Origin of the sequence: Rubritalea spongiae (assembly GCF_042652385.1) — a bacterium.
Lineage (GTDB): Bacteria > Verrucomicrobiota > Verrucomicrobiia > Verrucomicrobiales > Akkermansiaceae > Rubritalea > Rubritalea spongiae.
This window is the reverse complement of the sequence record NZ_JBHSJM010000001.1, coordinates 71,433-93,290: the sequence shown is the minus strand read 5'-3', so window position 1 is coordinate 93,290 and position 21,858 is coordinate 71,433. Positions and strand designations below refer to the sequence as shown.

Genomic DNA, 21,858 nt, shown 5'->3' with positions numbered 1-21,858 from the left:
CAGGTTAGGATTTTTTCTATTTCTCGCTCAACTTCTTATCACTAGCCAATTTGCTAATAAGATTTTCGGAAGCATCGGATTTCTATCACTTATCCAAACAGTTGCTTTAAGCGTTCTTCCAGCTTGCTGTATTTTCCTGCTCATTAGCTCCCTTCTGCCTTCAAAGAACTAAGAAATTGCCTTGCAGAACAAGACGCTGCACCCAACCACTCACCGTGGTTGAGTTCCGCTCCCCTATCTGATAATTCTCACCTTAAACCCACAGCTCAGTTCCCACGTAAAGTTCGTGGTTGGTGTGCTTTACGTTAGCCTAAATATGAGCGTTCCTATAACCCAAGAAATTAGACTCGGTCAGCTTCAGTTACTCATCGAATCCTTATGTGAACTTAATAAGATCCTTGCTCTAGATACTGACTGTCAGTGGACAGCACATTTTCGACGATCTCAACTGGAAGCTGAAAAACTACTATCAGATTTTACTCAGGACCACTTGAACGTACTTTCTACCAGAATTCGTTCCGTATATGGAGGCATGGGCAGTTTCTCTGATTACGTTCCGATTACTAAATCACAAGATGGCGGTTTTATGACCATCGCAGGCATGGAAAACCTAACTCTACATTCAGGACATGTGTATGATCAGGCTCTAGAACTCAAAGTCGTAGGCAGGCGCTAGAAATTGCCTCTGGCTAACAAGACGCTGCACCCAACCGCTCACCGCGGTTGAGTTCCGCTTCATTTCTGGTAATTCTATCTTTCACCCAAAATCTCACACTGGCCCACAACGATCGCGGTTGGTGTGCTTTACGTTAGGCTAAAATGAAGACATCTACAGCTAATGCTATAGTTAAAGGCATCATATGGATTTCATGGTGTTGGACGATACTAATTCAAGCATCCTCGATATTCTTCACATCCACCCCTCAAAGACATGAACATAGATGGTTCGTCAACGAACTCTCATGGTTCACTAGTCTACTAGTAACTCTACTCATTCTATACAGCATACGTTTTCAAGTGATCTGGCGTATGAAACATGCTGTGACACTATTACTAGTCTATTGGTTAGGACTATTTTTCTCTCAGAGTCTACTCCACTCTGGACTTTATAGCTTCGATACAGTGCAACACACATACTCCCTTTCATCCCTAATCTTCACTCTAATTTACTGTCCGTACTGGATTAACACTCCTCAGAAGACTGTCTTATTTAGACCATAACTATCATTCAGTAACTGTCACAGACTCCTCAAAAACTGACTTGCCTAACAAGACGCTGCACCCAACCGCTTACCGCGGTTGAGTTCCGCTCCATTTCTGGTAATTCTATCTTCCACTCAAAATCTCACACTGGCCACCAACGGTCGCGGTTGGTGTGCTTTACGTTAGCTTAAAAAATGAACACCTCCCACGAAAATATATATTACATAGACCCTTGGTTCATCGCACGCGAGTACGAGGCTCGTAAGAATCGTCCTATCCCATCACGAGTCACAAGATCCTCTCAAACCAATGGTGATGCATCAATAGGTTTGGCCAAAGTCTCAGTTGGGAATCAAGAATCTCTAGTATTCGAGCATTCTCCAGAGACCGCATTCTGGGAGATAAGCTCAGAGCTAAACGACATAGAAGATATTCAGATAGACCCTGATGCTGAGCTTCCCTCATTATTTTGGGTTTCAGGCACGTTTTCTCTTACTGGGCGTTCACATAAACATAACAGTAAGCTTACTGATGAGGTTTGGGTATACAGTATAAGCCAGGATGACAAATTTATCAGACTTCTCGCAGAAGATTCATTTTTCCGCTTCAATTTACACAGCCTAACAAAGCATCCACACACTTTGGGAAGTAATTTTAGACCCAAGGTCAGAGCTTTACTTAAGGGGTTTCGTACAGTTGGAGATGATAGGTTTTTATTAGCCACTCCACTCGTCATACTCGAAGAAAACTAGCTTAGCTAACAAGACGCTGCACCCAACCGCTCACCGCGGTTGAGTTTCGCTCCATTTCTGGTAATTCTACCTTTAACCCAAAATCTCGCACTGGCCCACAACGGTCGCGGCTGGTGTGCTTTACGTTCTACTAAAATGAAAACTCGATACAACCTCCTATCAATTTTCGCCATAGTGCTAACAACCTCACTTTCCTACGCTCATCCAGTTGCCGAAGACGATCAAGTCGTTAAACCGACTACGACTACCATGAATATAGATTTCCTAAAATATGGTAGTGTTGTGACTTCTAGATCTATTCAAGATACTAGCTCTGTAATTTGGAGTTACAACATTGATTCTTTTCGTGAGGCCGTTCCTAAGAATGAAACTCTGGAAGCAGCCTTGGAAAGCCTTACAAAGGCACCTGGCCCAAGTATATATATTCTGCTTATAGAGGATGATCTAGCAGAGGGAGTTGAGAAAATCACTCTAGATCGTGGATTGTCACGTATTTACATAGACTTACATCAGGTTTCTGGAGGTTTTCCTAATCTCACTACTGAAGAAGGCATGAAGATGTCTAAGTATAGTATTCTTACAGTGAACCCCACTAAATGGACTAACAAAGAAATTCAAAATGTTTGGGCTAGGCCAGCTCAAAAGACCAAATCATTGACTTTGTAGAACAAGACGCTGCACCCAACCGCTTACCGCGGTTGAGTTCCGCTCCATTCCTGGTAATTCTATCTTTCACCCAAAATCTCACACAGGCCTCCAACGGTCGCGGCTGGTGTGCTTTACGTTCTGTTAAATTGTGCGCTTCTTTCAGATTCAATCTCCATTCGTAAAGCTATTCTGATCGCAGCATAGAAAACACCGCTCGTCGCTCATCTCAATTCTCCGTTGACGCGTAATCACTCGTGAAGATCTCTTTTGGTCGGCTGCTAAACACAGTGTCTCATTCCCACGGTTTCAGATTTTAAAGCACTTTTTTGATTGTTCCGATTGGTTGAAGTTACCGATTTCAGTTTCGAACATTTCTGCCATTTGGCCTTCGCAATTTACAGATTTCTCGATCATTCCTCAAATTTGGTTTCACGACATCATCACAATATTCAAAGCTGCAACTTCCCTAAATTGCCTTACAGAACAAGACGCTGCACCCAACCGCTCACCGCGGTTGAGTTCCGCTTACATTTCTGATAATTTCTACTTTAAACCCACAGCATAGTTTCCTCGATTAGTTCGCGGTTGGTGTGCTTTACGTTCTACTAAATTTGAGCTGTCCTTGCAGAATCACACGCGCTCAGTTCATTCAGCTCATTTATTTCAGATTGTTTCGACATCATTCGTAATTCACTCATTCTCTCTTCCTAAGACATTTTCTCTACATTCGCGAATTGCGGACTCACGTTTTCTGAATGCTCAGATTACCCTAAGTTCGTCTCAGCATATTTCTCACTAAATGAGCCATGGTTTCTCAGAATGATGCTCAGACTGTTGCTTTCTAAATGAACGATGTTTTCTCTGAATCATTCTCGGCATGTTGCTTTCTCAGGCCGATCGTTTCAGGTGTAGCCTCCAGCACGGTGAAGCAGACTTTTCGTAACTCGCAGCACCTCACCACTCACTCTAAAATTGCCTTGGTAGAACAAGACGCTGCACCCAACCGCTCACCGCGGTTGAGTTCCGCGTCTTTCTCTGATAATTCAAACTTTAAAACCCATAGCGCAGTTCCTCGGCTAAGTTCGCGGTTGGTGTGCTTTACGTTCTGTTAAATTGTACGCTTCTTTCAGATTCGATCTTCATTCGTAAAGCAATTCTGATCGCAGCATAGGAAACACCACTCGTCGCTCATCTCAATTCTCCGTTGACGCGTAATCACTCGTGAAGATCTCTTTTGGTCAGCTGTGAAAACACAGTGTCTCATTCCCAAAGTTTTAGATTTTAAAGCACTTCTTTGATTGTTCCGGTTGATTGAAGTTACCAATTTCAGTTTCGAACATTTCTGCCATTTGGCCTTCGAAATTTACAGATTTCTCGATCATTTCTCGAATTTGATTTCACAGCATCATCACAACATTCATAGCTGCAACTTCCCTAAATTGCCTTACAGAACAAGACGCTGCACCCAACCGCTCACCGCGGTTGAGTTCCGCTTTCCTTTCTGATAATTCCTACTTTAAACCCACAGCACAGTTTCCTCGATTAGTTCGCGGTTGGTGTGCTTTACGTTCTACTAAATATGAAGCATCCTGCGATCTCAGCACTTTCCGCAATCACATTAGTTGGCTCACAGTTTTTGCCGACTAATCTAAGCGCTATGGAGGCGTCTGAAGAGACTACTTTATCACGATACTTTACACTAACATTCACTGGATTATCTCAAGATGAAGATGACCCAGAACTAAAAGTGGCACGAACCCAAGAAGCTCTGATATTCAGTCTCATACTTTACTACTATCATGCTGAGAAAAACGCAAAAATCAGCAATCAGTATAGAGATGCCATACGTAAAACTCTGTCTCACTATGGTTTAGATATTGAACAGCTCGCAAAGGTTTTGATTTCGGAAGTGGATGAAGATCAAGCTATCGCCATATCACACCTCAAAGCTCTTGGATTTGATGAGCAGACAGCACAATGTATCGTCAATGACATCCATAAGGATAAACTTACAGATTTCCTTCAATGGTTTCACGCCACTCCATAAATTGCCTCTGTAGAACAAGACGCTGCACCCAACCACTCACCGTGGTTGAGTTCCGCTCTCCTCTCTGATAATTCTCACTTTAAACTCATAGCACAGGTTCACGGCAAAGTTCGTGGTTGGTGTGCTTTACGTTAGACTAAATAACCCATGATTAAACGTGTCTCCAAAGGTGAAAGCCAACTCTATAAAACACTTCGATTGAAAGCTCTAAAAGACTCACCTTCAGCTTTTGGAGCAACTTATGAAGACGCGGTTCTTCGTAGTGATCAAAGTTGGCAGGATCAGAGCGACGCAGCTGCGGAAGGTTCAGACAAAGCCATCTTTCTCATTAACGAACCTAGTATTTCTGGTATGGCTGCCATCTATCGTGAAGAAGAAGGTTCTTCGATTGGTCAGCTTTTTCAGATGTGGGTTTCTCCAGAAGCTCGAGGTTCAAACACAGCTAAAGATATTCTCCAATATGCACTTAGTTGGGCAGAGGAGCACAGATACTCCAAGATCTTAGCGGAAGTCACCAAAGGCAACACTAGGGCTCTTAAGTTCTACAAAAAGTTCGGTTTTGTAGATTCACATCATTCATCGGATTCAGATACTCACGCGCTAGAAATTGCCCTTGTCTAACAAGACGCTGCACCCAACCACTCACCGTGGTTGAGTTCCGCGTCTCTCTCTGGTAATTCTCACTTTAAACCCACAGCACAGTTTCCACGTAAAGTTCGTGGTTGGTGTGCTTTACGTTCTACTAAATATGAAAACTTCACTCAAAGCCCTAACTATTTTAACACTCTCTAGCGCAACACTCTTTGCCACTGAGAAATCAGAAGCTCAAATCTTACATGAGGAGATTACTCGCCATGAAGTAATTTTAGACGCACTCAAGCACAAGTTAAACTCTCTTGAAGGATCAGAGACAGTTGCTCAAAAAGCCGAAATTAAGTTCATAGGGTCTGAGATTAAATATAACTCTAATGAGATTTCATTCGATGACCTTTCGAAGACTCTTCAAACATTAGACAGAGAAACACAAATCATTCTTCGTCCAGCACAAGGCTCTAAGAGTGATGACTTCAAGCCTACTTTAGATTTATGTAAGGAGTTGGGTTTCATCAATCTCAAGCTCGACATCATGAAGAAGAACTGGAGCCGATAAATTGCCTCTGTAGAACAAGACGCTGCACCCAACCGCTTACCGCGGTTGAGTTCCGCTCCATTTCTGGTAATTCTACCTTTAACTCAAAATCTCACACTGGCCTCCAACGGTCGCGGTTGGTGTGCTTTACGTTATACTAAATTTACCCATTCTATGAAAACCCTACTACTAGCTCTATTCGCAGCATCTATCGCATCTTCAGCCATCGCTGAAACTAATGAGAAACCGTCTCCAGTAACTGTCGTTATTGCAGGATCTGTAAACTCACCTGGTATTTATGAGATTCCTTCTTGGTCTACTCTGTTCGAAGCTCTAGCAGCAGCTGGCGGACGTTCATCTATCGCTGTAAAGTACGCTCTAATCGTTAGAGAAGAAGCTGACGGCACAGTCAAAACAATTAAGGTAAGCACCAAAGACATCCACGAAAACCTTAAGAGTCTCCCTCAACTAAAACATAAGGACAGAATCTTTATTCCAGAGTCGAAGATCTAGAAATTGCCTTTGTATAACAAGACGCTGCACCCAACCGCTTACCGCGGTTGAGTTCCGCTCCATTTCTGATGATTCGACCTTTCACTTAAAATCTCACACTGGCCTCCAACGGTCGCGGTTGGTGTGCTTTACGTTCTGTTAAATTGTGCGCTTCTTTCAGATTCGATCTCCATTCGTATAGCTATTCTGAGCACAGCATAGAAAACACCGCTCGTCGCTCATCTCAATTCTTCGTTGAAGCGTAATCACTCGTGAAGATCTCTTTTGATCAGCTGTGAAAACACAGTATCTAACTCCCCAGATTTTAGATTTCAAAGCACTTATTTGATTGTTCCTGTTGGTTGAATTTACCGATTTCAGTTTCGACCATTTCTGCCATTTGGCCTTCGAAATTTACAGATTTCTCGATCATTCCTCAAATTTGGTTCACGGCATCATCACAATATTCAAAGCTGCAACTTCCCTAAATTGCCTTACAGAACAAGACGCTGCACCCAACCACTCACCGTGGTTGAGTTCCGCTCCCCTCTCTGATAATTCTAACTTTCAACACATAGCGCAGTTCCTCGGCAGAGTTCGTGGTTGGTGTGCTTTACGTTCGACTAAATTACCATGCATACCTCATATCAAAGTGTTTTCAAAACTCCTGTCCGTCACCGCATTATTGAGAAACGCACCAAGATTTTAGAAGGATTTGTGCGCAATTTCTCCGCTAAGAAGTTGTTATCTGTAGAGTGTGCACCATTACGAACATCTGACAGAAAGCGCTGCTTTGTTAACGTTGAACGACATATAGAAAAGCATGGAGGATCGATGATATCTGGGTGGATATTTAATGAGTACGAGAACCGTTATATTGAAGGAGAAGCTCATGCCATCTGGATGGACAGATTCCAAAAGAAGAAGTTAGACATTACACCCCACGACCATCAGCCACGGCGTGTACTTTTCTTACCCGATCCTCATGTTGCTAAAAAGAGAGGATACACTCTATCTCCTAAGCATTTGCTTACTGATGACCCATATATCATTGGTATTGTGAAGTTTGAAGCTGAAATAGATCGTATATTTGAAGATCAGTTTGAGAGTTTTGGTAAACCTATGACTATTAATAGAGAACACATTGATCACGCCTTAGAGGTTTCTGGCATACCTGAAGAAGTTGGTCAGCACTTGCTTTCTGTGAGACAGACTGGCGAGATGAATATGTGGGATCACTACGGTAACTCGTAAGTTCATATTCCGAACACTTTTTAACACTATCTACAGCTATTTCGTATTACAGGTCTTCACATTAAACATGACGCTGTCAAACTGTCTCTGTCGAACAAGACGCTGCACCCAACCACTCACCGTGGTTGAGTTCCGCTTACATTTCTGATAATTCTCACTTTAAACCCACAAGCACAGTTTCACGGCAGAGTTCGTGGTTGGTGTGCTTTACGTTGTACCAAATTATTCAGCTTCGAGGACTATTTACCTAACAAGCTATTCTCAGGTGTTTTGTTGGTTAGAATGTCTGGATGAACACTGACTTTTATGCTACCCTCTGAGTTTCTTCATCTGAAGAAGCCGACTTCTTCGAGTGAATACACTCAGAGTGTTAGGACACGCTCCGTGTTCTGCCACACTTTCTAGAACCAGCACCTCTATAATCTAGTCAGTTCGTTCACTGCTCAGCTCTGCTGGTTCTTCTTGTGCGATGCTTACAGGTCATCATCGCGTTAACGCCCATCCTCAGCGTCTTGAAACAAAGGCATTAAACGTTGCTCAAGGCACAGAATACAATACAGCCTAATGATTGGGATAACCTTGTACAACAAGACGCTGCACCCGATGGATGCCCCGTTGACATGCGAGCCTCATTATGCGCTTCTACCTTAAATCTAAACTCAATGCACGCCTTGGGCATCCACGGCTGTGCTTCACGTTATCCTAAAATGAAAACACTAAAATACATCGTACTATTGACCGCATTCTCACTAACACTGAAAGCTGAGGAAGCTGTATCTGACTTACCTGATTTCACCCCCCTTAAAAGTCGAGCTGACTATCTATTAAAAGAGGATGACGGAACAATCTCATACAGAGGTAAATACACTATAGGAGATGGTGGAAAGGTTGTCAGATATGACATCTACAAAGAATCCAATAAGAAATTAGTGCAAACTGATATCCCCGTCTATGATGCCGACGGAAAGAACGTCATGGGTAAAACATATAATGCCGACGGTGAATTAAAAGTGCTGGTGATTATTATGAAGTCGGGAAGGACTGTTTATCTCACCCCAGAAGGAGAACTCTTAACACCAGATGAAGGAGCCAAATTAGTAGACCCGAGACACCGAGATTAACTTGGATAACAAGACGCTGCACCCAACCGCTCACCGCGGTTGAGTTCCGCTTACATTTCTGGTAATTCTCACTTTAAACCCACAGCACAGTTTTCTCGGTTAGTTCGCGGTTGGTGTGCTTTACGTTCTGCTAAATTTAACACCTCAACACTCATGGCTCGTATATCAGAAAAAAACGAACGCTTCAGAACCAAACAAGAAATCTGCAAAGATCTTTCCTATGTAATGCAAGATCCCAATCTTCACATCGGAACTAAATTAGCAGTCATAGACCAGATCTTTTGGGTTTGGTCCGAGTTTAACGGGAAACACAAAGGGTGTAGATTTTGGTCACAAGAAGCTCTTGATTCAGGGCTTGAGAACAAAGGACTCGTTCACGAACATATAGTACCACGAAAAATCGTGCGCGAACGTTTACGTAGTTTAGATGATAAGTCACCTGACAGTATTTATCAGCTCCTTGAACAGTTTTGTATTGGAGTAGTCGTCACGAAAGCTGAAGACTACAAACTCAACAGTCTAGGTCTCAGCTCTAAGATGCCTAGTAATTGGGATGGATCTGATCCTTGGGCTCGACACAAAGCTGCCGGAATCAAAGTCGTCGACACCCACTAAACTGCTTTTGCAGAACAAGACGCTGCACCCAACCGCTCGCCGCGGTTGAGTTCCGCGTCTCTGTCTGGTAATTCTCACTCTAAACCCATAGCACACATTCCTCATTCAGTTCGCGGTTGGTGTGCTTTACGTTCTGTTAAATTGTGCGCTTCTTTCAGATTCGATCTCCATTCGTATAGCCATTCTGATCGCAGCATAGAAAACACCGCTCGTCGCTCATCTCAATTCTCCGTTGAAGCGTAATCACTCGTGAAGATCTCTGTTGGACGGCTGCTAAACACGGTTTCTCATTCCCACGGTTTCAGATTTTAAAGCACTTTTTTGATTGTTCCGATTGATTGAAGTTACCGATTTCAGTTTCGAACATTTCTGCCATTTGGCCTTCGAAATTTACAGATTTCCCGATCATTTCTCGAATTTGCTTTCACGGCATCATCACAATATCCAAAGCTACAACTTCCCTAAATTGCCTTACAGAACAAGACGCTGCACCCAACCACTGACCGCGGTTGCGCGCTGCTTTCCTCTCAGATTATTCAAACTTTAAAACCCATAGCACAGATTCACTGATTGAAGTCAGTGGTTGGTGTGCTTTATGTTAGGCTAAATTACACATGTCTAAATCCCTAAAAGTTTTTCTCTGTATCGCAGCGTTCTCCCTCCTTTTGTTTTGTTGCTACACGTTATACAATTACTCAATTCTTTCATTAAGAGTTAAGTTTGCAGATGATCAGACACTCATTTTTGATGAAGCTGCGAACCAAGCGATGCAGGGTTCTCCACAAGAAGCTATAAAGTGCCTCGAATATGTGATTTCCTATTACCCTTCTGGGAGTAAACAAGAGCTTGGATCATCCCTAGATATTTTAGTGGAGCGAGCTAGAGCCAACACAATTAAGATTATCATCGATCATTTGAGGTCTGAAACTAAGTTAGATCTTGGTAACTCTCCTAAAGCATGGATCGATCATTACACTCGATAAACTGACTTGCCTAACAAGACGCTGCACCCAACCGCTTACCGCGGTTGAGTTCCGCCCCATTTCTGGTAATTCTACCTTTAACTCGAAATCTCACACTGGCCACCAACAGTCGCGGTTGGTGTGCTTTACGTTATCCTAAATATGAACAGAATCCCTCACCCTAGTGATCCGAAGTGGCTCAATGCTGTAAATAATCTCACACCTAGCTCAATCACAGAATTGGTCATTTATTTGCTTAAACTACAACGCAATGCTGCTCTTGATGCGGAAAGGTTTAGCGATGCTTCTATTGAGATCAATTCACACCTTATCGAGAACTACGCATTACTTGATACAGCTCTCGACCTGTTAGGAATTCCATCCGATAACACAGTACAGATGGCAGAAGAACACGGCTATCCCGATGGGTTATGCCATGACAACGTCTACTGTAGAGATTGGACCACAGATCTCTTTCACGCAATGATCATGAAACGAGAAGACTATCAGGGCTTCATCGCAGCAGCAACAAACCCTCAAGAATGGCTCCCGAATGGTTGGTCTTGTGATGACGACATGGAAGAACAAATCTACGGCGAACCCTAAAATCGACTTGGATAACAAGACGCTGCACCCAACCTCGTACCGCGGTTGAGTTCCGCTCTCCTTTCACTACATTCTAACTCTAAACAAAATCAGAAGCTTTCTGGCTGGGTACTCGGCTGGTGTGCTTTACGTTCTACTAAATTGGCTAGTTGCTGACTAAATCAGAAGATTATTGGAAATCAGCAGTTTCTATTCTCGGTCACACATCACACCATCTTCACACAGACGAACTAGAGAAGATCATTTCACTACATTCGCGAATCGCAGATCTCCGGTTTCTGATTTCAGTGCTTTTTCTGAGTTCGTCTCATCATTTTGCTTTTTGGGTTCGAACATTTTCGGTTTCTCCACCAGCACGATGAAACAGCTTTACGTAGGTCGCAGCACCTCACCACTCACTCTAAATTGACTTTGTAGAACAAGACGCTGCACCCAACCGCTCACCGCGGTTGAGTTCCGCTAACATTTCTGATAATTCCTACTTTAAATCCACAGCACAGTTTCCTCGGTTAGTTCGCGGTTGGTGTGCTTTACGTTCTGCTAAATTTGCGCAGTTTATGATAAATCGCTCATTTTCAGTACATCCGATGCCTTTATTACTCTTCGGTTAGATGCCTTCCCTTTCTTCAATCGTTCATTTATCGAGGACATCTTCTCTACATTCGCGAATCGCAGATGAGCGGTTTCTGAATTCTCAGATTTCACTCACTTCGTCTCAGCACGTCGCTTGCTAAATGAGCGCTGGTTTCCCAGAATCAGGCTCAGCCTGTTGCTTTCTGAGTGCGAACATTCTCGGTTACTCCTCCAGCAAGTTGCACGAAACATCACGGCTTTCATTCTTCACTGGTCACTCTATCATTTCCGCAGGGATCGCCTTGCAGAACAAGACGCTGCACCCAACCACTCACCGTGGTTGAGTTCCGCTCTCCTTTCTGATAATTCTCACTTTAAACTCATAGCACAGTTTCACGGCAAAGTTCGTGGTTGGTGTGCTTTACGTTCTGTTAAATTGTACGCTTCTTTCAGATTCGATCTCCATTCGTAAAACTATTCTGATCGCAGCATAGAAAACACCGCTCGTCGCTCATCTCAATTCTCCGTTGATGCGTAATCACTCGTGAAGATCTCTTTTGGTCGACTGCGAAAACACGGTTTCTCATTCCCACAGTTTCAGATTTCAAAGCACTTTTTTGATTGTTCCGGTTGATTGAAGTTACCGATTGCAGTTTCGAACATTTCTGCCATTTGGCCTTCGAAATTTACAGATTGCTCGATCATTTCTCGAATTTGGTTTCACGGCATCATCATAATATTCAAAGCTGCAACTTCCCTAAATTGCCTTACAGAACAAGACGCTGCACCCAACCACTCACCGCGGTTACGTTTTTTCGCCCTTTGCTTTATGTTTGTGCTTCATGCTCATTGCATAGGTTACTGGCTTAGTGAGTGGTTGGTGTGCTTTACGTTAGGCTAAATAGCTCGCGCATTATTCATGAAGAAAGATCGAAATATCAATTTGCTTAAATCTATTGGGAATACGCTGGTAGTCATCGGTGGCAGCTTCGTTGTATTATTGGCGTTCCAGACATCCACTTTCTTTAAGACAACTAGTATACACCTCAAACAAAACCTTCCCCAAGGTGAGCTGATTTCAAGAGAGGTCGCAAACCTTGCTCTTTCTCAATTAGCTGAGCGATTACACGACTACACGCAGCTATACATTTACGCATCTCTCATGATCATTCTTGGCATCATTTTAGTTTCCAAATCAAACACTAGGGATCGGCTGGCCTAACAAGACGCTGCACCCAACCGCTTACCGCGGTTGAGTTCCGCTCCATTTCTGGTAATTCTACCTTCAACCCACAATCTCACACTGGCCTCCAACGGTCGCGGTTGGTGTGCTTTACGTTATGCTAAAAATGAAATGGTTTACGAACATATCTCTGGTTGTCATGGCGTTATTTTTGACCACGTGTAAGCATTCAAGTGATTCCAGAAAGCTAGATATATCCGGAACATTATGGGATTCGGAACCATTCCAAAAACAAGGTATGAATTCAAAACTTATCCTTAAGTTCGACGATAAGGCATGCCATGTATTTCTTGAACACATTGACTTTTCTCAAGCTCATTGGCTCACATCACTGACATACAATATTGAAGGTCAGAATGTAACATTAATCGGTTATAATTCACTGGACATAATAGATCCTTCTCCTGGCACTAAGCCACAAAAAAGCACTTTCAGAACACAACTTTCCTCCGACAATTCTAGATTTACGATACATAATCTTGAAGTCTCCAGAGATCTCACATTCATCAAAAATTGACTTTGCATAACAAGACGCTGCACCCAACCACTCACCGCGGTTGAGTTCCGCTCTCCTCTCTGGTAATTCTCACTTTAAACCCACAGCACAGTTTCACGACAGAGTTCGTGGTTGGTGTGCTTTACGTTCGCTAAAAACCCCAAAAATAAACCCAAAATGAAACTACTAACCACAATTGTATCAACACTAATCCTAATTCTTCCTCTCCAAGCTAAGATGGCTTCTACTGTGGAGATTTCTAATATTCGTAAAATATCCCTAACAGAGAATGAGATCACGATCATTGGAGACGCTCTTTTTACATCCTTTATGGTTACCTCTAAGGAAAAGAAAAACTCTAATAGCACCATCATGGGAAAACCTGCTGCTCAATATACGGCTGATGGTCGATCGGTTAAATTTACGATCACACCGTACTCTTTGAAGCTTTCTGGCAACCTTACCGATGAAGAACAAGCAAACTGGAAAAAAGTGCGAAATGAATACACCAAATTTTGGCAAGAAAGTACTCAATTGGCTAAAGGACTCAAAAAAGGTGATTCAGTAACGATTTCTATACAAGGTGATTCAGTAAACTTCATGCAAGGAAGCTTAACCTCTGTAGAGGGCAGCGGTCATCTTCACCCTACACCATAAATTAACCTAGCGAACAAGACGCTGCACCCAACCGCTCACCGCGGTTGAGTGCAGCTTTCCTTTCTGATAATTCTCACTTTAAACCCATACAAAAGCTTTCTGGTCGAGTTCGCGGCTGGTGTGCTTTACGTTAGTCTAAATACATGTACCTCAGAAAAAACGACGCTAATACGTTACTAGACTCCCTCAAGAATGAGCTACTAGATGAAATCAGAGATGATTCAGAATTCTTACTTTCTCTTTTAGACGAAGATGATTGGTCATTTGTGATAAAGTCACACGCTCTAATCGAGGCTTCCCTCACAGAGCTTCTTGTTAAGCAGTTAGGTGATTCAAGGATTAAGAAAGTAATTGAGCTACTCCCTCTATCTGACAGTCGTGCAGGTAAGATCAAGCTAGCCAGAGATCTAGAGATTCTTGAGGATAAAGAGTATAATTACATAAGGAGGTACTCTGAACTCAGAAACCAACTAGTCCATAAGGTTGAGAACATAAATTTTACATTTGAGTCATACATCTCACAAATGAATAAAGACCAGAGAAAGAGCTGGTACAAACACGTCTGTTATTTTTGTGACTCACAGGAAGATTTTGAATCTTGGCGCAAAGTTGCAGAAGAAAAGCCAACTGTCGCATTGTTTATGGGGTTATTGCAGCTTGTTTCGAAGAACACTATGACTGGACATCAGAAACAAGGATCAAGTAACATTTCAACTCTATCAGATCAAACAATGCGAGAGCTCTTAGGTGAGGTTGATTAAGTGAGCTCATCTCACACGACCCACTTATCATGTAATCATAGGCACCTAGACCGCTTGGACTGGTCTTGACTAACAAGACGCTGCACCCAACCGCTTACCGCGGTTGAGTTCCGCTCCATTTCTGGTAATTCTATCTTTCACTCAAAAATCTCACACTGACCTTCCAACGGTCGCGGTTGGTGTGCTTTACGTTCTACTAAATAGGCTAGTGCATGCTAAATCACTCAGTGTAAGAACTATCAAAGATTTTTCTACAGCTCCCCTATCGCAAATTCTTCCGCTTCAAGATCTCGGTCCAGACTTCTCTAATCACAATCCTCTGCTTTCTAGGAACATGCCTCACATTTGCTTTGCAACCTCAGCTTCAATCCATCTAGATTCATTGAACTAGTATTTTCCTCCTTCTGACTTCTGCTTTCTCAGGCTGACCAAGAACGGCTACGATTCTAACTCCACAACCCATAAACAACCCAAAACCAAATCTGTAGAACAAGACGCTGCACCCAACCACTCACCGTGGTTGAGTTCCGCTCTCTTCTCTGATAATTCTCACTTTAAACCCACAGCACAGTCTTCACGTAGAGTTCGTGGTTGGTGTGCTTTACGTTCTACTAAATTTGAGCTGTTTTTGCTAAATCACACACGTTTAGTACATTCAGCCCTTTTATTTCTGATTGTTGCGCGGTCCTTTAGATTTCACTCATTCTCTTGTCCTAAGACATTTTCTCTACATTCGCGAATTGCAGATAAGCGATTTCTGAATGCTCAGCTTTTCCTAAGTTCGTCTCAACACATTGCTAACTAAATGAACGATGATTTTTCAGAATCAGGCTTAACATGTTGCTTTCTGAGGTCGATCGTTTCAGATGAATCCTCCAGCACGATGAAACAGCTTTCCGTAACTCGCAGCACCTCACCACTCACCTTAAAATCGCCTTTGTAGAACAAGACGCTGCACCCAACCGCTCACCGCGGTTGAGTTCCGCTCCATTTCTGATAATTCCATCTTTCACCCAAAATCTCACACTGGCCCACAATAGTCGCGGTTGGTGTGCTTTACGTTAGCCTAAAAACACAACCATATGAAATACCTAATACCCCTACTTCTTACGATTTCCGCAACTGCTACGGAAATGACAACTCAGGAAGTCACAGCATCAGACGTCGCTGTTATGCTTGAACTAACACCAGACAAGCTAGACATCCGTAAAACACAAATCACACTAAATCACCCACAAGTATGTGAACTAGAAATCACCTCTAGCACAGGTAACAAAAACATTTTAAAGCTTCCTGGAAAGCACTCTAAAGTCACTCTCATCCGCTACACAACTCAGAACAACAAAGAACTAAAACAGTGTGAGCTCAGACTAATCGGCACTGATAGCTCTGCTGTCTCTAGCTATTTTTTCTATGAGCGTAGTAAAGCTCCTTTTACTAGAGAGAAAGTTGTTGATGGAGTTTACACAATTACAGCTGGTGAGTCTGACAAACTTAAGAACATCGAATACGAAGTCCGACTACTCACAAATTGATTTTGGCTAACAAGACGCTGCACCCAACCGCTCACCGCGGTTGAGTTCCGCTAACATTTCTGATAATTCCTACTTTAAACCCACAGCACAGTTTCCTCGGTTAGTTCGCGGTTGGTGTGCTTTACGTTATACTAAATATGAGCGACTTCGTAGATTCACTAGTTCACTTACTTTTGTGGATTACGACGGTTCAGATACTTTTCTTCGCCAGCTACTCCAGAATTGAGCCTATTACTGAAAACGTGGGGCTTATGATGGTGGTTATTCTCAGCGGTGTTTCACAGATTCTTTGGAATGCATTTTTGGCCGTCTCGTATTGGAATGGTGGTGAAAGAATATTTGATTGGAGTATGTCCCCCTGGATTCCTTCTGTTGGTGTATACCTTTCTACTACTTCTCTACTAATTATTGTTGGTTTGGCTATCAGTGTATTTCTCTCTGGATCCAAGTATTCATTACGTCAAAAGATCGTATTCCTTGTTAATTCTGTGGTTGTTACACTGGGTACACTATTTATTGTTAGTATCCCTATGAGGCTTCAACAGTTCATCAACACGCTTGATCACACTCCATAAACTGCCTTTGTATAACAAGACGCTGCACCCAACCACTCACCGTGGTTGAGTTCCGCTCTCCTCTCCGATAATTCTCACTTTAAACACATAGCGTAGTTCCTCGGCAAAGTTCGTGGTTGGTGTGCTTTACGTTCTGCTAAATTTGAGAAGTTTATGATAAATCGCTCATTTTCAGTACATCCAGATAATTCACTACACTTCGGTCAGCTACTTTTCCTTTCTCCAACCATTCATTTCTCGAAGACATTTTCTCTACATTCGCGAATCGCAGACTCACGTTTTCTAAATGCTCAGCTTTCCCTTAGTTCGTCTCAACACCTCGCTTGCTAAATGAGCGATGGTTTTTCAGAATCAGGCTCAGCATGTTGCTTTCTGGGTTCGAACATTCTCGGTTACTCCTCCAGCAAGTTACACGAAACATCACGGCTTTCATTCTTCACTGGTCACTCTATCATATCCGCAGGGATCGACTTGCAGAACAAGACGCTGCACCCAACCACTCACCGCGGTTGAGTTCCGCTCCCCTTTCTGGTAATTCTCACTTTAAACCCACAGCACAGTTTCACGGCAAAGTTCGTGGTTGGTGTGCTTTACGTTCGGCTAAATTTGAGAAGTTTATGATAAATCGCTCATTTTCAGTACATCCAGATAATTCACTACACTTCGGTCAGCTACTTTTCCTTTCTCCAACCATTCATTTCTCGAAGACATTTTCTCTACATTCGCGAATCGCAGACTCACGTTTTCTAAATGCTCAGCTTTCCCTTAGTTCGTCTCAACACCTCGCTTGCTAAATGAGCGATGGTTTTTCAGAATCAGGCTCAGCATGTTGCTTTCTGAGTTCGAACATTCTCGGTTACTCCTCCAGCAAGTTACACGAAACATCACGGCTTTCATTCTTCACTGGTCACTCTATCATATCCGCAGGGATCGACTTGCAGAACAAGACGCTGCACCCAACCACTCACCGCGGTTGAGTTCCGCTCCCCTTTCTGGTAATTCTCACTTTAAACCCACAGCACAGTTTCACGGCAAAGTTCGTGGTTGGTGTGCTTTACGTTCGGCTAAATTTGAGAAGTTTATGATAAATCGCTCATTTTCAGTACATCCAGATAATTCACTACACTTCGGTCAGCTACTTTTCCTTTCTCCAACCATTCATTTCTCGAAGACATTTTCTCTACATTCGCGAATCGCAGACTCACGTTTTCTAAATGCTCAGCTTTCCCTTAGTTCGTCTCAACACCTCGCTTGCTAAATGAGCGATGGTTTTTCAGAATCAGGCTCAGCATGTTGCTTTCTGAGTTCGAACATTCTCGGTTACTCCTCCAGCAAGTTACACGAAACATCACGGCTTTCATTCTTCACTGGTCACTCTATCATATCCGCAGGGATCGACTTGCAGAACAAGACGCTGCACCCAACCACTCACCGCGGTTGAGTTCCGCTCCCCTTTCTGGTAATTCTCACTTTAAACCCACAGCACAGTTTCACGGCAAAGTTCGTGGTTGGTGTGCTTTACGTTCGGCTAAATTTGAGAAGTTTATGATAAATCGCTCATTTTCAGTACATCCAGATAATTCACTACACTTCGGTCAGCTACTTTTCCTTTCTCCAACCATTCATTTCTCGAAGACATTTTCTCTACATTCGCGAATCGCAGACTCACGTTTTCTAAATGCTCAGCTTTCCCTTAGTTCGTCTCAACACCTCGCTTGCTAAATGAGCGATGGTTTTTCAGAATCAGGCTCAGCATGTTGCTTTCTGAGTTCGAACATTCTCGGTTACTCCTCCAGCAAGTTACACGAAACATCACGGCTTTCATTCTTCACTGGTCACTCTATCATATCCGCAGGGATCGACTTGCAGAACAAGACGCTGCACCCAACCACTCACCGCGGTTGAGTTCCGCTCCCCTTTCTGGTAATTCTCACTTTAAACCCACAGCACAGTTTCACGGCAAAGTTCGTGGTTGGTGTGCTTTACGTTCGGCTAAATTAGCCATTTGCCTTCTAAGCCACTAAGCTTCAGAAAATCAACAGTCGTTAATTTCGGCGTCGATCATACATCAGCTTCGAGCTTCCAAACTACTCAGATCATTCTAGTACATTCGCGAATCGCGGTTCTGGATTCGGCGCTTTCAGATAGTTCGTCTCCATCCTTCGCAGATTTCCGTTTTCTAAATTACACGCTTTCTCATAGTTCGTCTCAGTGCTTCGCAGATCAGCGTTATAAGATTACGATGCTTCACATAGTTCGTCTCCAGATGATGAAACTCAAGTCGCAACACCAAACCACGAACTCAGCATTGACCTTGCCGAACAAGACGCTGCACCCAACCACTCACCGCGGTTGAGTTTCGCTCCCCTTTCTGGTAATTCTCACTTTAAACCCACAGCACAGTTTCCACGTAGAGTTCGTGGCTGGTGTGCTTTACGTTCTACTAAATGAAACTACTACAAAACCTTCTTATAGCCTCGGGACTAACAGCCGTAATCACATCTTGCGAGAAGCCTGAATCCCCTACTACAGCACATAACTGCTGTTCAACAGACGAAGCCCAATCTTGCTGCAAGGTTGATGCTAACGATCAATATTACTCTGAGAGCAAATATGGTGATTTTTCTGATAGTGAATACACCGAATGGATGAATTTCCCTGAAATACAGAAGTTCATGGACGATTTCGATCACTCAAAAAACTGGATTTACCGATCAGAAGGTCGCGATTTCAAAGGTTTATCCCAGTACAGGTACGCTATACGAAAAAAGCCAGATGATGTTGCTAGATATTGGGTTCGTAGTGGACGCAACGCTGACGACTTCAAAAGTCTCGGCATTAAATATATCCGTGATGGATTTGAGCTCGTCAGCTTACAGTTATTTAAAGATTCCTCAGGAACCACAAGACATCAATCCGTATGGTTCAAATACAAAATCGATTCTGTAGAACAAGACGCTGCACCCAATCCCCTCACCGTCGAGTAGCGAGCTATATTCAACATTCGAACATCAACCCAAAACTAAAGCACGCTGAGAGTTCGGTGATTGGTGTGCTTTACGTTAGCCTAAAAAGTAATGAGCAAAACATCTCTATGGAGGTTACTAATCCTATTGGCGATACTCTCTGTAGTCATCACTCTAAACATCGTGAAATATAGTTCTACACCAGACACGAAAACAGGCCTTTCGACTACAGGAGGCGATGTCTTTGATGTACTTGGCCTGACCCCGTAGAACTGTGCAGTTCATAAATGTAGATTTGGTGATATAACCAAATCGAAAAACATGAAAAGAAGCCGTTTTAGCGAAGAGCAAAAAGTCAGAATCCTGCAAGAATTGCGAGCTGGTAAGAGTCGTAAAGAAATCTGTGCCGAGCATAATGTGAGTCCTCAAACAATTTCCCTATGGAAGAGTAAATATGGGGATATGGATGTAAACGAGGCTCGAAAGCTTAAAGCCTTAGAAGAGGAAAATGCGCGGATGAAGCGCATCATAGCTGATCAGGCGATGCAGATCGACATACTCAAGGAAGTGAACTCAAAAAAGTGGTAAGTGTGGCAGCCAAGAAGACGGTGGTTCGCACACTAGTAGAGTCTGGGTTTGCGAAAGTAAGTGAAGTGTGTAGAGCGATAGGCTTACAGCGATCTAGCTTTTATTGGGTTAGTCAACGTAGCCCTGAGAGTATAGAGCTTGAGCGAGAGGTTCTGAGGCTCAGCAAGGATAACCCTCGTTATGGCTACAGGCGCATTACCGCTTTGATGCGCCGAGAAGGCCATAAAATCAACTCTAAGCGTGTACAGGCGATACGTCGCCGTCACGGCCTACAAGTACGCAAGAAGCAGCGCAAGAGTAGACGAGTAAATGAAAATGAACCCAAACGACTCCGCGCCAGTGCAAAAAATGAAGTCTGGAGCTGGGACTTTGTTTACGATCAAACAGAGCATGGGTCGAGCTTCCGCATTTTAAGCGTGTTAGATGAATACACTCGTCAATGTCATAGCTTGAATCCTCGTCATAGCTACCGAGCCGAAGACGTAATTGAAGTTCTAGAAGAGCTCATTGTTGAGCATGGGCCTCCTCGGTTCATTCGTAGTGATAATGGTCCAGAGTTTATAGCCTACAAAATTCGAGACTGGCTCAAAGAGCAAGGCATCCAAACACACTACATTACACTAGGTTCACCATGGGAGCAGTGCTACATCGAGAGCTTTCACGACAAGCTACGCGATGAGTTCCTGAATCGTGAAATCTTCTACTCTCTAGCAGAAGCTAAAATTTTGCTAGAAGGATGGCGAAAAGAGTATAACGATGAACGCATCCATAGCTCGTTGGCTTATCTCACACCCAATGAGTTCGCGCGCAGCGTACAGACTCCGTTACGGGCTACGCCCTCCACTCCGTCTGTACGCGAACTAATCCCTAACCTAATAAGAAACAACATCTTCACTGAATCTACAGTTTAGATCTGTCCAAAGCGCGGGGTCAGGCCATCTCAGGCTCCTTAATTAGTTGCGCAGGAACTACTCCTAGTGCCAAGGTTACAGATAAATTAGAACCAGTCCTACTAGTTACAAAAAAAGATACAGTAGATATTAAAATCACAACTGCATCTGACGTTGAATTGCTTAACTATGACAAGAATAGATTTACGGATAAACTTGAACACCAACTCAATAAGCAGAAATCCAAATACCCAACTAATAGAGACCCAAAATCCTTCAAGACAACCGTCCAGATCACTGAGTTCGATAAAGGTAACGCATTCGCTAGATCTATGTTAGCTGGATTAGGTCAAATCAAGATTAAATCAAAAGTAACCCATATGGATAACCTAGGGAACACTGGAGCATTCCTAGTAAATAAAACTTTTGCCTGGGGTGGCATGTATGGAGCGACTGTTAAGGTTGGCGATATTGAAGACAGCCTAATCAAATCAATTACAAACACACTAACTGGGTCCAATTAATCGACTTTGGAGAACAAGACGCTGCACCCAACCGCTCACCGCGGTTGAGTTCCGCTTTCCTTTCTGATAATTCAATCTTTAAACCCATAGCACACATTCCTCGTATAGTTCGCGGTTGGTGTGCTTTACGTTCGCTTAAATATGACAGCTTCTAGAAAAAAGAAGACATTTGTACTTTCAGCCATCCTACTGAGTATCCTGTTATGCCCCACCTTCTTTCT

General features: G+C 43.1%; 27 protein-coding genes. All 27 read left to right on the top strand.

The window, feature by feature from the left end:
* Positions 1-316 precede the first annotated feature (316 nt).
* The 27 genes from ACFPK9_RS00605 (at position 317) to ACFPK9_RS00475 (ending at position 21,637) form a co-directional block, all read left to right on the top strand.
* On the top strand, positions 317-676 hold the full coding sequence (locus tag ACFPK9_RS00605; RefSeq protein ID WP_377092573.1) for a DUF6966 domain-containing protein: 360 nt from the start codon (positions 317-319) through the stop codon (positions 674-676).
* A 721-nt stretch (positions 677-1,397) separates the two neighbouring features.
* Positions 1,398-1,955 carry a hypothetical protein gene (locus tag ACFPK9_RS00600; RefSeq protein ID WP_377092572.1) on the top strand — a complete coding sequence of 186 codons (558 nt, stop codon included), beginning with the start codon at positions 1,398-1,400 and terminating at the stop codon, positions 1,953-1,955.
* Positions 1,956-2,090: 135 nt separating this feature from the next.
* Positions 2,091-2,621 (top strand): hypothetical protein, encoded by a 531-nt coding sequence (locus ACFPK9_RS00595; protein WP_377092571.1) that lies wholly within the window; start codon positions 2,091-2,093, stop codon positions 2,619-2,621.
* Between the two features lie 1,561 nt (positions 2,622-4,182).
* Entirely contained in the window at positions 4,183-4,650 is a 468-nt protein-coding gene (locus ACFPK9_RS00590; protein WP_377092570.1) for a hypothetical protein, read from the top strand.
* A 147-nt stretch (positions 4,651-4,797) separates the two neighbouring features.
* Positions 4,798-5,271, top strand: coding sequence for a GNAT family N-acetyltransferase (locus ACFPK9_RS00585; RefSeq protein ID WP_377092569.1), 474 nt, complete (start codon positions 4,798-4,800; stop codon positions 5,269-5,271).
* Positions 5,272-5,398: 127 nt separating this feature from the next.
* The gene (locus ACFPK9_RS00580) at positions 5,399-5,800 is read left to right on the top strand and encodes a hypothetical protein (protein WP_377092568.1); all 402 of its coding nucleotides are present in this window, start codon (positions 5,399-5,401) and stop codon (positions 5,798-5,800) included.
* Positions 5,801-5,953: 153 nt separating this feature from the next.
* The gene (locus ACFPK9_RS00575; protein ID WP_377092567.1) at positions 5,954-6,292 is read left to right on the top strand and encodes an SLBB domain-containing protein; all 339 of its coding nucleotides are present in this window, start codon (positions 5,954-5,956) and stop codon (positions 6,290-6,292) included.
* Between the two features lie 612 nt (positions 6,293-6,904).
* Positions 6,905-7,525, top strand: a complete 621-nt coding sequence (locus tag ACFPK9_RS00570; protein WP_377092566.1) for a hypothetical protein — start codon at positions 6,905-6,907, stop codon at positions 7,523-7,525.
* A gap of 707 nt (positions 7,526-8,232) precedes the next feature.
* Positions 8,233-8,646, top strand: a complete 414-nt coding sequence (locus ACFPK9_RS00565; protein ID WP_377092565.1) for a hypothetical protein — start codon at positions 8,233-8,235, stop codon at positions 8,644-8,646.
* A gap of 153 nt (positions 8,647-8,799) precedes the next feature.
* Positions 8,800-9,261, top strand: a complete 462-nt coding sequence (locus ACFPK9_RS00560) for a hypothetical protein (protein ID WP_377092564.1) — start codon at positions 8,800-8,802, stop codon at positions 9,259-9,261.
* Positions 9,262-9,875: 614 nt separating this feature from the next.
* Positions 9,876-10,244 (top strand): hypothetical protein, encoded by a 369-nt coding sequence (locus tag ACFPK9_RS00555; RefSeq protein ID WP_377092563.1) that lies wholly within the window; start codon positions 9,876-9,878, stop codon positions 10,242-10,244.
* A 141-nt stretch (positions 10,245-10,385) separates the two neighbouring features.
* A complete protein-coding gene (locus ACFPK9_RS00550; protein WP_377092562.1) occupies positions 10,386-10,829 on the top strand; it encodes a hypothetical protein in 444 nt (147 codons plus the stop codon).
* Between the two features lie 734 nt (positions 10,830-11,563).
* Positions 11,564-11,746, top strand: coding sequence for a hypothetical protein (locus ACFPK9_RS00545; protein WP_377092561.1), 183 nt, complete (start codon positions 11,564-11,566; stop codon positions 11,744-11,746).
* A 575-nt stretch (positions 11,747-12,321) separates the two neighbouring features.
* Positions 12,322-12,624, top strand: coding sequence for a hypothetical protein (locus ACFPK9_RS00540; RefSeq protein ID WP_377092560.1), 303 nt, complete (start codon positions 12,322-12,324; stop codon positions 12,622-12,624).
* A gap of 694 nt (positions 12,625-13,318) precedes the next feature.
* Positions 13,319-13,798, top strand: a complete 480-nt coding sequence (locus ACFPK9_RS00535) for a hypothetical protein (RefSeq protein ID WP_377092559.1) — start codon at positions 13,319-13,321, stop codon at positions 13,796-13,798.
* 143 nt (positions 13,799-13,941) lie between these two features.
* The gene (locus tag ACFPK9_RS00530; RefSeq protein WP_377092558.1) at positions 13,942-14,559 is read left to right on the top strand and encodes a hypothetical protein; all 618 of its coding nucleotides are present in this window, start codon (positions 13,942-13,944) and stop codon (positions 14,557-14,559) included.
* A 1,082-nt stretch (positions 14,560-15,641) separates the two neighbouring features.
* Positions 15,642-16,094 carry a hypothetical protein gene (locus ACFPK9_RS00525; protein WP_377092557.1) on the top strand — a complete coding sequence of 151 codons (453 nt, stop codon included), beginning with the start codon at positions 15,642-15,644 and terminating at the stop codon, positions 16,092-16,094.
* Between the two features lie 137 nt (positions 16,095-16,231).
* Positions 16,232-16,669 (top strand): hypothetical protein, encoded by a 438-nt coding sequence (locus ACFPK9_RS00520; RefSeq protein WP_377092556.1) that lies wholly within the window; start codon positions 16,232-16,234, stop codon positions 16,667-16,669.
* A gap of 330 nt (positions 16,670-16,999) precedes the next feature.
* Entirely contained in the window at positions 17,000-17,182 is a 183-nt protein-coding gene (locus ACFPK9_RS00515; RefSeq protein WP_377092555.1) for a hypothetical protein, read from the top strand.
* A 281-nt stretch (positions 17,183-17,463) separates the two neighbouring features.
* Positions 17,464-17,646: a hypothetical protein gene (locus ACFPK9_RS00510; RefSeq protein WP_377092554.1), complete on the top strand. Its 183-nt coding sequence runs from the start codon at positions 17,464-17,466 to the stop codon at positions 17,644-17,646.
* A 281-nt stretch (positions 17,647-17,927) separates the two neighbouring features.
* Positions 17,928-18,110, top strand: a complete 183-nt coding sequence (locus tag ACFPK9_RS00505) for a hypothetical protein (RefSeq protein ID WP_377092554.1) — start codon at positions 17,928-17,930, stop codon at positions 18,108-18,110.
* A gap of 281 nt (positions 18,111-18,391) precedes the next feature.
* A complete protein-coding gene (locus tag ACFPK9_RS00500; protein ID WP_377092554.1) occupies positions 18,392-18,574 on the top strand; it encodes a hypothetical protein in 183 nt (60 codons plus the stop codon).
* A gap of 542 nt (positions 18,575-19,116) precedes the next feature.
* The gene (locus ACFPK9_RS00495; RefSeq protein ID WP_377092553.1) at positions 19,117-19,656 is read left to right on the top strand and encodes a hypothetical protein; all 540 of its coding nucleotides are present in this window, start codon (positions 19,117-19,119) and stop codon (positions 19,654-19,656) included.
* A 90-nt stretch (positions 19,657-19,746) separates the two neighbouring features.
* Complete coding sequence (locus ACFPK9_RS00490; protein ID WP_377092552.1) at positions 19,747-19,905, top strand: hypothetical protein; 159 nt, start codon at positions 19,747-19,749, stop codon at positions 19,903-19,905.
* 51 nt (positions 19,906-19,956) lie between these two features.
* Entirely contained in the window at positions 19,957-20,223 is a 267-nt protein-coding gene (locus ACFPK9_RS00485; RefSeq protein WP_377092531.1) for a transposase, read from the top strand.
* A gap of 2 nt (positions 20,224-20,225) precedes the next feature.
* The gene (locus ACFPK9_RS00480; RefSeq protein WP_377092530.1) at positions 20,226-21,134 is read left to right on the top strand and encodes an IS3 family transposase; all 909 of its coding nucleotides are present in this window, start codon (positions 20,226-20,228) and stop codon (positions 21,132-21,134) included.
* Between the two features lie 158 nt (positions 21,135-21,292).
* On the top strand, positions 21,293-21,637 hold the full coding sequence (locus tag ACFPK9_RS00475) for a DUF4410 domain-containing protein (protein WP_377092551.1): 345 nt from the start codon (positions 21,293-21,295) through the stop codon (positions 21,635-21,637).
* Positions 21,638-21,858: the final 221 nt, after the last annotated feature.